At 70.5% G+C, this 12681-nt stretch carries 13 protein-coding genes and 1 pseudogene; 12 read left to right on the plus strand and 2 right to left on the minus strand.

The window, feature by feature from the left end; genetic code table 11:
* Genes HUT18_RS29810 through HUT18_RS29840 form a run of 7 tightly spaced genes read left to right on the plus strand, consistent with a single transcriptional unit; the run spans window position 1 to window position 3779 of the window.
* Window positions 1-309 (plus strand): gas vesicle protein GvpG, encoded by a 309-nt coding sequence (locus HUT18_RS29810; RefSeq protein ID WP_176103634.1) that lies wholly within the window; start codon window positions 1-3, stop codon window positions 307-309.
* Window positions 302-1129, plus strand: a complete 828-nt coding sequence (locus HUT18_RS29815; RefSeq protein ID WP_176103635.1) for a histone protein — start codon at window positions 302-304, stop codon at window positions 1127-1129. Before HUT18_RS29810 ends, HUT18_RS29815 begins: the two co-directional genes overlap by 8 nt.
* A gap of 6 nt (window positions 1130-1135) precedes the next feature.
* Complete coding sequence (locus tag HUT18_RS29820; RefSeq protein ID WP_176103636.1) at window positions 1136-2110, plus strand: SRPBCC family protein; 975 nt, start codon at window positions 1136-1138, stop codon at window positions 2108-2110.
* Window positions 2111-2116: 6 nt separating this feature from the next.
* Window positions 2117-2452, plus strand: coding sequence for a gas vesicle protein GvpJ (gene gvpJ / locus HUT18_RS29825; protein WP_176103637.1), 336 nt, complete (start codon window positions 2117-2119; stop codon window positions 2450-2452).
* A 13-nt stretch (window positions 2453-2465) separates the two neighbouring features.
* On the plus strand, window positions 2466-3290 hold the full coding sequence (locus HUT18_RS29830; RefSeq protein WP_254878870.1) for a GvpL/GvpF family gas vesicle protein: 825 nt from the start codon (window positions 2466-2468) through the stop codon (window positions 3288-3290).
* A complete protein-coding gene (locus tag HUT18_RS29835) occupies window positions 3277-3504 on the plus strand; it encodes a gas vesicle protein (protein ID WP_176103638.1) in 228 nt (75 codons plus the stop codon). The genes HUT18_RS29830 and HUT18_RS29835 overlap by 14 nt, the downstream gene beginning before the upstream one ends.
* Window positions 3501-3779, plus strand: a complete 279-nt coding sequence (locus tag HUT18_RS29840; protein ID WP_176103639.1) for a gas vesicle protein K — start codon at window positions 3501-3503, stop codon at window positions 3777-3779. Before HUT18_RS29835 ends, HUT18_RS29840 begins: the two co-directional genes overlap by 4 nt.
* Window positions 3780-3803: 24 nt before the next feature.
* Here the strand turns inward: HUT18_RS29840 and HUT18_RS34025 are convergent.
* Window positions 3804-3950: pseudogene (locus HUT18_RS34025) on the minus strand (IS630 family transposase); the annotation flags it as partial.
* A 208-nt stretch (window positions 3951-4158) separates the two neighbouring features.
* Between HUT18_RS34025 and HUT18_RS29845 the strand changes: the two are divergent.
* Both HUT18_RS29845 and HUT18_RS29850 read left to right on the plus strand, forming a co-directional pair.
* On the plus strand, window positions 4159-4923 hold the full coding sequence (locus tag HUT18_RS29845) for an RNA polymerase sigma factor (RefSeq protein ID WP_176103640.1): 765 nt from the start codon (window positions 4159-4161) through the stop codon (window positions 4921-4923).
* The gene (locus tag HUT18_RS29850; RefSeq protein WP_176103641.1) at window positions 4920-5840 is read left to right on the plus strand and encodes a CU044_5270 family protein; all 921 of its coding nucleotides are present in this window, start codon (window positions 4920-4922) and stop codon (window positions 5838-5840) included. The genes HUT18_RS29845 and HUT18_RS29850 overlap by 4 nt, the downstream gene beginning before the upstream one ends.
* A 175-nt stretch (window positions 5841-6015) precedes the next feature.
* Here HUT18_RS29850 and HUT18_RS29855 read toward each other — a convergent pair whose 3' ends face one another.
* Entirely contained in the window at window positions 6016-8964 is a 2949-nt protein-coding gene (locus tag HUT18_RS29855) for a glycoside hydrolase family 2 TIM barrel-domain containing protein (protein ID WP_176103642.1), read from the minus strand.
* A gap of 304 nt (window positions 8965-9268) precedes the next feature.
* Between HUT18_RS29855 and HUT18_RS29860 the strand changes: the two genes are divergently transcribed.
* The 3 genes from HUT18_RS29860 (at window position 9269) to HUT18_RS29870 (ending at window position 12644) form a co-directional block, all read left to right on the plus strand.
* Window positions 9269-10639: a radical SAM protein gene (locus HUT18_RS29860; protein ID WP_254879114.1), complete on the plus strand. Its 1371-nt coding sequence runs from the start codon at window positions 9269-9271 to the stop codon at window positions 10637-10639.
* 151 nt (window positions 10640-10790) lie between these two features.
* Complete coding sequence (locus tag HUT18_RS29865) at window positions 10791-11225, plus strand: SRPBCC family protein (RefSeq protein ID WP_176103643.1); 435 nt, start codon at window positions 10791-10793, stop codon at window positions 11223-11225.
* 144 nt (window positions 11226-11369) lie between these two features.
* Entirely contained in the window at window positions 11370-12644 is a 1275-nt protein-coding gene (locus tag HUT18_RS29870; RefSeq protein ID WP_176103644.1) for a helix-turn-helix domain-containing protein, read from the plus strand.
* Window positions 12645-12681 lie beyond the last annotated feature (37 nt).

Below are 12681 nucleotides of genomic sequence, written 5' to 3' on the forward strand. Positions count from 1 at the left end.
ATGGGCCTGCTGAGTGGAGTGCTGCTGCTGCCGCTCGCACCCGTGCGCGGTGTGACGTGGGTGGCCGAACGGCTTGTCGACGCCGCGGAAAAGGAACTGCACGACCCCGCCGTACTGCGGGCCCGGCTCGGCGCTCTTCATGAGGCGTACGAGAGCGGAGAGATCGGGAGCGAGCAGTTCGAGCGAGAGGAAGAGCGCCTGCTCGACCTTCTGGAAAGGCGGACGCCCACACCTCACCCGGTTCCGCTCCCTCCGGCCGAAACTGCATTCGTAGACCGTCACGTATCAAAAGGAACTGCTCATGGATGACACAACGAAGGTCGCGCTCGCGGCGACCGTTGCGGGGGGTTATCTGCTGGGGCGGACGAAGAAGGCCAAACTGGCCTTTGCCGTGGCCACCTTCATCGCTGGCCGGAGATTTCGCCTGAGCCCGCAGGATCTCCTCGCGGAAGGTCTGAAACAGCTCAACGAGTCGCCTCAGCTCGCGCCTCTGAAAGAGCAGGTGCAAGAGGAACTGATGACGGCGGGACGGTCCGCGCTCTCTGCCCTTGCCGACGCGCGCCTCAACGGCCTCGCCGACGCCCTGCGCGAGCGCAGTGAGGCATTCGGCATCCCGCTGGAGGAGGACGAGGAGGACGAGGAGGGCGAGGAGTACGAGGAGGACGAGGGCGAGGAAGAAGCCGGAGAGTACGAGGAGGAAGAGGAACCGGAGGAGGGCGAAGAGGAAGAAGAAGAGGAAGAAGAAGAGGAAGAAGAGGAGCCGCCTGTAAGGCGCCCGGCAGCACACCGGCGTTCACCGCGCGAAGACCGCGGGCGGGCGGGTGCCAGGAAGAGGCCGAGGAAAACTGCCAAGAAGGCTGCCAAGAAGCCGGCGAAAAAGTCGGCGAAGAAGCTGAACGCGCCCGCCCGCAGGGCTGCGGAACTCAAGGATACGAAGAAATCGGCTCCAGCCAAGAAGACCGCCGCCAAGAAGGCAGCGGCCAAAAAGACGGCGGCCAAGAAGAAACCGGCAAAGAGGACGGCCGCGAAGAAGGCCACGGCGAAGAAGGCCGCGCCCCCGAAGAAGGCGGCCGGCAGGAAGAAATCTGCCGCGAAGAAGTCGACCGCCCGTTCGGGCCGGGGGAGGTAGAGAACCATGGCGCAGCGTGATCAGAAGGAATCCGGGGGCAACGCGACACTCGACCGCGTGCGGGACGAGTTCATGAACTACCTCGGCGCGGGTGCCGAGCACTTGGCCAACAAAGCCGGAGAGAAGGTGTCCGGCCTCACGGAACGCCTGACCGATGTCGCGGATAACGGGGGGGTACTGGGCAAGACCGGATCCCGGATCCTCGGCGGCGAGAATCCCTTCACGTCCTTTGCCAAGGAAAAGGCTGCGGACGTGAAGGACAAGGTCGGTGACAAAGTGAAAAAGGCGTTCGGAGGGGGAGGCGGCGGGGGTGGGGACACCAAGGTGACCAACATCGTCGAGACCATCGACGTCGGTGTGCCGCTGCGCACCGTGTACAACCACTGGACCCAGTTCGAGAAGTTCAGTGCTTTCACCAAGGGCGTCAGGAGCGTTTCACAGAGCGACGAGGTCGAGTCCGACTGGAAGGTCAAGGTCGGTCCCTCGACACGCGGGTGGAAGGCGACCGTCGAGGAACAGGTGCCCGACGAGCGGATCGTCTGGACATCCGAGGGCTCCAAGGGCAGCACCCGGGGCTCGATCACCTTCCACGAGCTTGCTCCGAACCTCACTCGCATCGTCGCCGTCGTGGAGTACTACCCGTCGGGCTTCTTCGAGAAGACCGGCAATCTGTGGCGCGCCCAGGGGCGTCGGCTGCGGCTCGACCTCAAGCACTTCGTGCGGTACGTGACCCTCGGCGTGGAGGAGGAGATCGACGGCTGGCGCGGTGAGATCCGCGATGGCGAGGTGGTCCGAAGCCACGAGGAGGGGATGGAGGACGACGAGAACGCGGAAAGCAACGAAGAACTCGAGGACGAGGAATACGACGAAGACGAGGACGAAGAAAACGGAGACGAGGCGGACGAGGGCGCGGACGGCGAATACGGTGAGGACGAGGAAGAAGAGGAAGAAGAGGAAGAGGATGACGAAGAGGAGGAGTGAAGCAGCATGACCGACCTGGACTACCGCTCTGCTTCCCCCGTGGCCTCCGGTCCAACGACGTCAAACCTCGCTGACATCCTCGAACGGGTCCTGGACAAAGGAATTGTGATTGCGGGTGACATCAAGGTCGACCTGCTGGACATTGAACTCCTGACGATTCGGCTGCGGCTGTTCGTCGCCTCCGTGGACACGGCCAAGAAGGCGGGCATCGACTGGTGGGAGACCGACCCCGCCCTCTCCTCACGTGCTGCCCACAATGCCCTCGCGGAGGAGAACAGCCGCCTGCGCCAACGGCTCGAGGCGCTGGAGTCGGACACCCCCGTGCTGGATTCGGAGCGTTGAAGGAGTCGCACCCATGCCGGTGACCATGTCCACGAACCAGTCCACCGCGACGTACGTCTTCGCCGTCTGCCGGGGCTGCGAACCTGCGGCGCTCACCGGCCTGGCCGGGCACGAGGCCGCGGTGTCCGTCCGTCTGCTGCCGGTCGGTTCCCTGCAAGCCGTGGTCCAGGACGTGCCGGAGGCAGCGTTCGGTGAGCAGGCCCTGCACGCGCGGCTCTCCGACCGGGAAGGGCTCGAACTGTTCGCCCGGACGCACCATGCCGTGGTCTGTGCCGTCGCGCGCTGTGCCGCGACACTCCCACTGCCCCTGGCCACGGTCTACCACGGTGACGATCGTGCCGTCGCGGCGCTGACCTCTGACCAGGCACGGTTCCATGCTGCCCTGGACCGGGTGGAGGGGCGGGAGGAGTGGGGGGTCAAAGTGCACACCGTGCCGGGGGCTGCACTTGCCACGGCGTCGGCTGCCGATCAGGGCAGTGTGGCACCCGCAGCCGGTTCGGGCCGCGCCTATCTGGACCTGGTGCGGGGTCGGCAGAGGGCTCGGCAACAGCGACGGGAAGCTTCACTGCAAGCGGCACGAGCCGTGGATCTGACCCTGCGCGACCTTTCGGTGGCCACCCGCCGGCTCCGAACTCATGGCAGTGAGGCCACCGGACCCGACCGTACTCAACTCCTCAACGCTGCCTACCTCGTCACGCGCGGTCGCGGCGACCAACTGGCCGCCGCAGTCGACCGGCTGCGCCGTGAGCCGCACCTCGAGGGCGTGGAGATCGACGTCTCGGGACCGTGGCCCGCGTACTCGTTCGTGGACAGCGAGGACACCGATGACCACACCTGAGGTGGTGGCCTGGGAGGGACCCGACGCGGGCGCACCGATCGGGGTACCGCTGGTCGATCTCCTCGACCGCGTGCTCGCGACGGGCGTTGTCGTCAGCGGCGACATCGTGATCGCCATCGCCGAGGTACCCCTTGTCCGGCTGTCCCTGCATGCACTGCTTTCGTCGGTGAGCGAGCGAGTTCCCGCCCCCTGGGCGGACGGAGGGCCGTTGTGAGCGCAGGCAGAGTCGACCTGGACACCGACAACGCCGGCCGCGACCTCGTCTCCCTCGTCCTGACCGTCGTTGAGTTGCTGCGGCAGTTGATGGAGCGGCAGGCCGTGCGCCGTTTCGACGAGGGCGACCTCACGGACGACCAGGTGGAGAAGGTGGGCACCACGCTGCTGTTGCTGGAGGACCGCATGAACGCACTCTGCGAGCAGCACGACCTGCGCCGGGAGGACCTCAACCTCGACCTCGGACCACTGGGCACCCTGCTGCCGCACGAGTGAGGCCCCGCCAGTTCGACCACCCGCAGGCACCTCCTTGTCGAGCTTGGCGTGGAACTTCTTGAACTCGATGGCCCGGTGGCGTCGGTGCAGTGAGCCGATCACCTTGCCGGTGGCCACCTCCAGGGCCGCGAACAAGGTGGTCGTTCCTGCCCGGATGTAGTCGTGGCTACGGCGTCCAGCACGGCCCGTTGGGCATCAGTCACCAACAACGGCGGAATCTTCGGACCCGGACTCTTACCCAACCAATGACAAATCTCCGACTCAGGTCACCAGGTGCATTGACCCGCAGCGTTGTTCACTCGGTGATCGGTGGGTGGCCGCCGAGCCCGCCGTGACACACGTCACCGGGACGGCCCGCGGCGAGCGGACAGGAGGTGACGTGGACCTTTCCCTACGCGCTCGCATACGAGCCGGTGACGCTCAGGCGTTCGCCCACCTCTTCCGGCAGCACGCGCAGGCCGTGCACGCGCACGCCGCACGGTGGCTCGGTGACCCGGGCCCGGCCGAGGACGTGGTCTCGCTGACCTTCCTGGAGGCCTGGCGGCTACGGGAGAAACTCCTGGACGACGGCGGCTTCGCCGCACGCGCCCGGCACGACGACAACGACGACAGCGACGACAACGACAGCGACAGCGACAGCGACAACGACGACGGTCTGAGGGCCTGGCTGTTCGGCATCTCCACCAACGTGCTGCGCAACACCCGTCGCGCGGCCCGGCGGCACAGGGCCGCCCTCGATCGCCTCCCCGACCGACGGTCCGGCACCGGGACGGTGCCCGACTTCGCCGACACCCTGATCGGCCGTCTCGAGGACGCCGAACGGCTCGCCGCCGCCACGGCCGCCCTGCGACAACTGCGTCCCCGCGAACGCGAGGTCTTCGCGCTGTGCGTCTGGTCCGAGCTGAGCTACGCCGACGCCGCCGCGGCCCTGCGGGTGCCGGTCAGCACGGTGCGCTCCCGGCTCGCCCGCGCCCGGCAGCGCCTGCGGCGGCTGGCCGAGAGCGAGTTGGCGCGCCGTGCCGGAGCACCGGCCGGAAGGGACATGACCGTGATCGACGGAAGAACGAGACGCCTCCCCGCCCGCGGACAGGAACCGGATGACCGAGCCGCGACGGCCCGGTCGGCACAGGAGAGAGACCGATGAATCCCACAGAACGCCAGGAGCTGGCCGGGCTGTTGCCCAGCCCGGGTGCCCCGGTCCTGTCGAGCGACCGGATGACGCTGATGGAGGCCCATCTCATGCAGGAGATCACCAAGGAAGCCCCCACTCCCACCCCCACCCCGGCGCCGGCCGGCGCCAGCCGGGTCCGGCCCCGGCGGCTGCGGCGGGCGGTGGTCCTGCTGGCCGTCCCCGTCACCGCCGCCGCGGTCCTCACCACTGTCCTCACCGTCGGCGGCGACGACCCGGCCGGGCCCGCCACCGACTCGGAAGCCGTCGCGCTGCTGGACCGCATCGCCACGGTCACCGCCGCCAAGGACGCTCCCGCCATACGGGACGACCAGTACGTCTACACCCTCATCCAGGGCACCGAGGATCTGACGGACAAGGGACTGGACACCTTCCGCCGCGCGGACTGGCACGCCGTCGACGGCCGACGTGACGGGCTGGCCCGTACGACCGTCCTGTCCGGCCCCTCCGGCAAGGGCACTACGGACATGCGGCTCCAGGCCGACCCGAACGCCACCACCTACCGGGAGTTGCAGGCCCTGCCCACCGACCCCGGCGCGCTGTACGACAAGGTGTGGTCAGCGACCGAGGGCCAGGGTCCCACCCATGAGGAAGCCGCTCTGGAGATGATCGGCAGTATGCTCGAGGGGGCCACCCTGCTGCCCGATGTGGGCGCCACCCTCTACCGCGCTGCCGCCAGGATCCCGGGCATCACCGTGGTCGACGGCGCCGAGGACGCGTCCGGCCGTTCCGGTGTGGGGCTCGCCTTCGGCGACGGCGAGGACCGGCAGGTCTGGGTCTTCGACAAGCACCTCGCCTACCTCGGCTCGGACGACGTAGCGCTCCTCGACGTCAGCGTGGTCGACCGGCTGGGGCAGAATCCGGCCGGCTGATCGCCCGTACGGCGCCGTGGCTGCGCCACCGGCCCGGGGCGCCGCACTGCGCGGTGCCCCGGGCCGACGCGCGGCGGCACACGTCCCCGAACAACACACTTAGGACCAAGGCCAGGACCGGCCCAGCGCCCCCTCCGCGCGGACCGGCCCCTCATGCACGACCTACCGCACCACCTCAGCCCCTCCCACCCCGCGCCCCCAACACCCCGAACGTGAACGAGAATTCCGTCGGCCCCACCACAAGGCTGTGCTCCGGCAGCACCCCGGGCCCGCACGACGCCGAGCCGATGCCGTGCTGGCCGTGGTCGAGGTTCACGTAGACCCGGTCGGAGGGCGTGAGGTCGGTGAGGTGGCGGGCCGCGTCCAGGTGGGCGGTGTCCCAGCGGCGGGCGGTGAACCAGAAACCGGGCTCGCCCTCGATGCGTACCGTCCTTGTGCCGTTGGACAGTTCGGCCCAGCGGACGTCCGGGCGGGCCCCGTTCTCCTGGGGGCGCACGTACGGGGTCTGCATCGCGTCGACGGTGCTGTCCCAGCGGCCGAGCCGGACGCCGCCGCGGGTGTCCGGGTACGCCTCGCCGGGGCCGCCGCCGAACCAGCGTGCCGCCCCGAAGCCGCCAGGTAGCGCCAGCGAAAGGCCGAGCCGGGGGAGGGGCAGCTTCCAGTCGCCCTGTGGGGTGACGGTGACGGCGACCGTGATCCAGTCGCCGTCGGCGGTCCAGCGCAGTTGGGTGGCCAGGCCCAGATCGGTGGCCGCCGGCGCGGACCGGCCGTCGACGATGACGGCGTGGTCGGACACCGTCACCGAGTCGACGCGGTGCTGCATCCGGTGCAGGCCCAACGCCCGCCAGCGCTTGGCGAGTTCGGTGTCCGGCAGCCACGGCGCGCCGTTGTCGTTGTCGGTCGGCGCCCGCCACACGGCGAGCTGGAGCCCCTCCACGGGCACCGCGCCGAGCGAGCGCAGCGAGCCCGTACGGGCGTCGAACACCGCTGGCCCCAGGGTGAGTTGCCCCCCTTGCCTCCCTTGGCCCTCGTTACTGTCGTGACCCTCCGCGGGGTCCGAGCGCCGCGGGCGGGCCCCCGAGACGGGCCTGGCCGCCGGGCGCGCGGTGCCGGTGAACTGCCCCCAGGCGACCTCGTGTCCGCGCCGCGCCCAGGAGGTGTCCTCGGTCAGGGTGGCGCGCAGGGTCCAGTGCGTCTCCTCGCCCACCTCGCGGCCGACCGGCGCGGGCGGCAGTTTGAGTTCGGCGCTCTCGCCGGGTTCGAGGGGCGGTACGTCCAGGGTGCCCTCGGCCAGGACCTCGCCGTCGGCCGCGTAGGACCAGGAGAAGGTGAGGTGCGACAGGTCGCCGAAGTCGTAACGGTTGGTGATGCGGGCCGAGTTGGCGGCGTCACCACCCTCGATCCGCACCGGTTCGACGACCTTCTTGAAGTCGGTGAGACCGGGGGAGGGGGTGCGGTCGGGGAGTACCAGGCCGTCGCAGCAGAAGTTGCCGTCGTGCACGGTCTCCCCGAAGTCGCCGCCGTAGGCGAAGCCGTGGCGTTCGTGGGCGAAGCCGTGGTCGATCCACTCCCAGACGAAGCCGCCCTGGCAGCGCTCGTACTTCTCGAACAGCCGCTGGTACTCGGCGAGTCCGCCCGGGCCGTTGCCCATGGCGTGCCCGTACTCGCAGAGGATGAACGGAAGTTGGGCGCGGCGCGGCGGGCCGTCGTCCTCGCCGCGGCCGATCTGCTCGACCTCGGCGTGCGGCGCGTACATCCGCGAGTACATGTCGGTGTCCGCACAGGACGGGTCGCCCTCGTAGTGCAGCGGGCGGGAGGGGTCGCGCTCGCGGATCCAGGAGGCCATCGCGGTGAGGCCCGCGCCCGTGCCGCACTCGTTGCCCAGCGACCAGACGATCACCGAGGGGTGGTTCTTGTCACGTTCCACCATGCGCGCGGCCCGGTCGAGCAGGGCCGGGGTCCAGCGCTCCTCGGTGACCGGGTTGCCGCGCCAGCCGACCGCGTGGAAGCCGTGGGTCTCCAGGTCGCACTCGTCGATCACCCACAGGCCGAGCTCGTCGCAGAGTTCGAGGAAGGCCGGGTGCGGCGGATAGTGGCTGGTGCGCACGGCGTTGACGTTGTGCCGCTTCATCAGGAGCAGATCGGCCCGCATCGTCTCGGCGTCGACCGCGCGGCCGGTACGGGGATGGAACTCGTGGCGGTTGACGCCGCGGAACAGGATGCGGCGGCCGTTGGCCTTCAGGAGTCCGTCCTGGACCGTGACCGTGCGGAAGCCCACGCGCAGCGCGATGCGCTCGCCGGGCAGGGCGAGTTCGGCCTCGTACAGGCGCGGGGACTCGGCGCTCCACGGCGCGACCGGGAGGGTCACCGGCTCGTCGGTGGCCACGTCCACACCCAGTTCGGGCACCCGGACCCGGCCCGGCACGGTCGACTCGACCCGTAGCGTGCCCTCGCCGGTGAGGTGGTCGTAGGAGGCGTGCACGAAGTGGTCCGCGCCGGTGCCGTCCGGCCGGTGCCACAGGGCGACCTCGCGGAAGATGCCGGGCAGCCACCACTGGTCCTGGTCCTCCAGATAGGTGCCCGCGGACCACTGGTGCACCCGTACCGCGAGGACGTTGCGCCCGGGTCGCAGCAGGGCGCCGACGGCGAACTCGTGCGGCAGCCGCGAGCCCTTGAACTCCCCGAGCTCCGTTCCGTTCAGCCACACCCGGGCACAGGACTCCACGCCCTCGAAGCGCAGCACGCTCTCGCCCTGCGCGGGCCAGTCGGCGGGCAGTTCGAAGGCGTGCAGATGGTCGCCGGTCGGGTTCTCGTCCGGGACCCGCGGCGGGTCGAGCGGGATCAGATACGGGGTGTTGGTGTACGCGGGGGCGCCGTGGCCCTGGAGCACCCAGTGGCCCGGCACCGTGACGGTGTCCCAGCCGTCGCTGTCGTAGTCCGGCGCCGCGAAGGCCGCGTCGTGCGCGTCGGCACAAGCGGCCAGGCGGAACCGCCAACCGCCGGACAGCGCGAGCCGAACGGCGTCGGTCCGCGCGTACCAGGAACGGGGCGGCAGACAGCCGGTCTCCGGCCTGACCTGCTCGTAGTAGGGGAGGGGGTCGGCTGCCTGGGGCGAGCTGCTCATCGTTCTCCTCGCTGTGCGCGCACCAATCCGGAACCGGCCGCGGCCCCCGCTCGGGAACGCACGGGCCGACAACCGGTAGCGCGCCACGCTAGGACGTAGGACGTCCTCTGTTCAAGGGATATGCCACCACGCGCGGACGCGCCGCGGCCTTCGCGCCACGTGGCGCGGCCCACTGTGCCGAGGGCGGTCCCCGGAGCGCCGCACCGAAGGCATACCGTGAGACCGGAACGTGTGTGCGGTGACCCCGCGGCGCGCGACCTGAACTCGATGAGACTCGATGGATTCGAGAGGCAAGGGAGACGACATGGGCGCCGGGCGCACCGCGTTGGTCGAAGATCTGATGGAGCGGTTCCCGCACGTGCCGCGCGAGGCGGTCTTCAAGGAGGACCTGCTGCGCGGCGGTATCGCCTTCGACGAATCGGCCCTCAGCGATTCCGCCAACGAGGCCGCGGGCGACGTCAAGCCGAAGTCCTACTTCATCTTCTCCTTCGACCACGGCACGCTGCCCGAACTCGGCGCCGCCGCGCTGCGCCGCCCGCCGGAGGAGATCGTCCTCACCGGTGGCCCGTACGACCTGCGCCGCACCGTGGTCTCGGTCCGTGTGAACCCGAAGTCGCCCTACCGCGTCGCCGCGGGCGAGGACGGCATGCTCGGCCTCTACCTGGACGGGTCCCGGATCGCCGACGTCGGCCTGCCGCCGATGCCGGACTACTACCGGCACACCCTGGAGAACGGCAAGTCCGTCATGGAGGTCGCGCCGACCATCCAGTGGGGTTACCTGATCTATCTCACGGTGTTCCGGGTCTGCCAGTACTTCGGTGCCAAGGAGGAGTGCCAGTACTGCGACATCAACCACAACTGGCGCCAGCACAAGGCCGCCGGGCGCCCCTACACCGGCGTCAAGCCGGTCGAGGAGGTCCTGGAGGCGCTGGCCCTGATCGACAAGTACGACACCACCAAGTCCTCCACCGCCTACACGCTGACCGGCGGCGCCATCACGTCCCACATCGGCGGCCGGGACGAGGCCGACTTCTACGGCCAGTACGCCAAGGCCATCGAGGAGCGCTTCCCCGGCCGCTGGATCGGCAAGGTCGTCGCCCAGGCCCTGCCCAAGGACGACGTCAAGCGCTTCCACGACTACGGCGTGCAGATCTACCACCCCAACTACGAGGTGTGGGACCGCCGCCTGTTCGAGCTGTACTGCCCCGGCAAGGAGCGCTACGTCGGCCGTGACGAGTGGCACCGCCGCATCCTGGACTCCGCCGACGTCTTCGGCGCACGCAATGTGATCCCGAACTTCGTGGCGGGCGTGGAGATGGCCGAGCCGTTCGGTTTCACCACCGTCGACGAGGCCATCGCGTCCACCACCGAGGGCCTGCGCTTCTTCATGTCGCACGGCATCACGCCCCGGTTCACCACCTGGTGCCCCGAGCCCACCACCCCGCTCGGCAAGGCCAACCCGCAGGGCGCGCCGCTGGAGTACCACATCCGGCTGCTCGACGCCTACCGCTCCACGATGGACGAGTTCGGCCTCTCCTCGCCCCCCGGGTACGGCCCCGCGGGCCCCGGCCGCGCGGTCTTCTCGGTCAGCTCCTTCATGGACAGCCTGGACCCGTCGCGGACCCCGGTGGAGGACGCTCCGGCCGACAACCGGCCCGTGGGGGAGGGTAGTTGAGGTTGAGGTGACGGCCGGGGTGGCCGACCTGGGCGCAGTGGGCAGGCGCCGGGCCGGCCCCGACGCCCACGCCTCCCTCGAATCCATGTCGGTGCGGCGTGCGGTCCCCGTCCTGCGACCGGGCCGTACCGGCACGTCGTAGGATCCTCCGGTGGCTTTCATCCGGCTTGTCCGTACGTCCGCCCACGATCCGTCCGAGACCTGGCGGCGGCTGACGCAGTGGGAGCGGCACGCGGCGGGGGTGCCGTTGACCCGGATCACCGTGCTCGTCGCGCCGCCCGGCGGGAGGGGCACCCGGTTCGTGGCGCGGACCGGGCTCGGACCCCTCGGCTTCGACGACCCCATGGAAGTGGTGTCCTGGCACCCGCCGTCCGGACCCGACCCGGGCCACTGCCGGATCGAGAAGCGCGGCCGGTTCGCCACCGGCCACGCCGAGATCGCCGTGCACCCGGCGGGCGTCGGCGGCTCGCGTGCCCAGTGGCAGGAGGAGCTGCGGGTGCGGTGGGTGCCGGGCTTCCTCGATCCCGTACTGGCCTTCGCGGGGCGGCGGTTGTTCGGCCGGGTGATCGACCGGTTGCTGGTGTGAACGGGGCGCGCGGTGGGGCCGAATGCTCCCGCTCGCTCCGCGCTCGCGCCGGTCAGCCGAAAGACACCGGTGCGCCGGGCGCGGATCTGCGTCACGATGGGTAGCCCATTGCTTCGCGGACGGTGAAGGAGTCGAGGACAGGCCATGTCAGCGCGTGGTGGACTCCGGCAGCACAGGGCGACGCTCCAGGCCCAATGGTCCCGGTACGTACCGCAGTTGGCGGCCGGGGGCGTGGTGGCGCGGGAGTTCTGGCCGGAAGGCGGGACGGGACCGGCGGCCGCACCGTCCGCCGCCGTCCCGCGCGCGGAGGTCGCCGACTCCTGGCGCCGGTCGCTCGGCACCGTCGACCCGGGCCGCGACAGCGCCCCCGACAGCGACGCGGGCGAGATCCGCGCGCGCTGGACCACCTCGCCGCTGCGGCGGCCGGTCACCGAACTGGCCGGGGAGATGCGCAGCATCGCGGACGCCGGATACATCGCGGCGGTCACCGACGAGTCCGGGACGATTCTGTGGACCTGCGGCGGCCGGGTGATGCGCCGCCGGGCCGAACGCGTCAACTTCGCGCCGGGCGGCTGCTGGGACGAGCCCGCCATGGGCACCAACGCCCTGTCCCTCGCGCTGCACAACGGCCGCCCCAGCACCGTCTTCTCCGCCGAACACCTGGTCGCCGCGCTGCACAGCTGGACCTGCTACTGCGCCCCGATCCGCGACGCCCGCGGCCGCACCCTCGGCGTCCTGGACCTGTCCACCACCTGGGACCGCTCGCACCCGCTGGCCCTGACCACGGTGCGCACCCTGGTCTCCAGCATCGAGGCCCGCCTGCGCACCGGCGAGGACAACTCCCGTTCCCCGCACGGCGCCGTGCGCCTGAACTGCCTCGGCCGCGAGTCCGCGCACCGGGACGGCATCCCGCTGCGGCTGCCGCCGCGCCAGTGGGAGATCCTCGTCCTGCTCGCCCTGGAACCCGACGGCCGCCGCCCCGAGCAACTGCGCCAGGCCCTCTACGGGGACCGGCAGGTCAGCGCCTCCACCTTCAAGGCCGAGGTGTCCCATCTGCGGCGGGCCCTGGACGGGGCGCTGTCCAAGGGCACCTACGCGCTGACCCTGCCCGTCGACTGCGACGCCGTCCAGGTCCTGCACGCCCTGCGGGCACGCGACCTGTCGACCGCGCTGCGCCTGTACCGCGGACCGCTGCTGCCGCACTCCGAGGCGCCCGGCATCGTCGAGTGGAGGGCCCGGATCGACGTGGCCCTGCGCCATGCCGTACTGGAGGACGACAGCCCCGAACACGCCCTGCGCTACGGCGAGTTGGTGCCCTACGACCTCCAGGTCCACGAACACGCGCTGCGGCTGCTGCGCCCCGGCGACGGCCGCCGCGGGCTCGCCGCCGGGCGGCTCGACGCGGCCCTGCGGGACTGAACAGCCGCCGCGCCACCGGTCATTGGCGTGCCCACGT

The organism is Streptomyces sp. NA04227 (assembly GCF_013364195.1).
In the GTDB taxonomy this organism is placed as follows: Bacteria; Actinomycetota; Actinomycetes; order Streptomycetales; family Streptomycetaceae; genus Streptomyces.

Coding starts and splice junctions, on each gene's coding strand:
- HUT18_RS29810 (WP_176103634.1), top strand. CDS start 1: ATGGGCCTGCTGAGTGGAGTGCTGCTGCTGCCGCTCGCACCCGTGCGC.
- HUT18_RS29815 (WP_176103635.1), top strand. CDS start 302: ATGGATGACACAACGAAGGTCGCGCTCGCGGCGACCGTTGCGGGGGGT.
- HUT18_RS29820 (WP_176103636.1), top strand. CDS start 1,136: ATGGCGCAGCGTGATCAGAAGGAATCCGGGGGCAACGCGACACTCGAC.
- gvpJ (WP_176103637.1), top strand. CDS start 2,117: ATGACCGACCTGGACTACCGCTCTGCTTCCCCCGTGGCCTCCGGTCCA.
- HUT18_RS29830 (WP_254878870.1), top strand. CDS start 2,466: ATGCCGGTGACCATGTCCACGAACCAGTCCACCGCGACGTACGTCTTC.
- HUT18_RS29835 (WP_176103638.1), top strand. CDS start 3,277: ATGACCACACCTGAGGTGGTGGCCTGGGAGGGACCCGACGCGGGCGCA.
- HUT18_RS29850 (WP_176103641.1), top strand. CDS start 4,920: ATGAATCCCACAGAACGCCAGGAGCTGGCCGGGCTGTTGCCCAGCCCG.
- HUT18_RS29855 (WP_176103642.1), bottom strand. CDS start 8,964: ATGAGCAGCTCGCCCCAGGCAGCCGACCCCCTCCCCTACTACGAGCAG.
- HUT18_RS29860 (WP_254879114.1), top strand. CDS start 9,269: ATGGGCGCCGGGCGCACCGCGTTGGTCGAAGATCTGATGGAGCGGTTC.
- HUT18_RS29870 (WP_176103644.1), top strand. CDS start 11,370: ATGTCAGCGCGTGGTGGACTCCGGCAGCACAGGGCGACGCTCCAGGCC.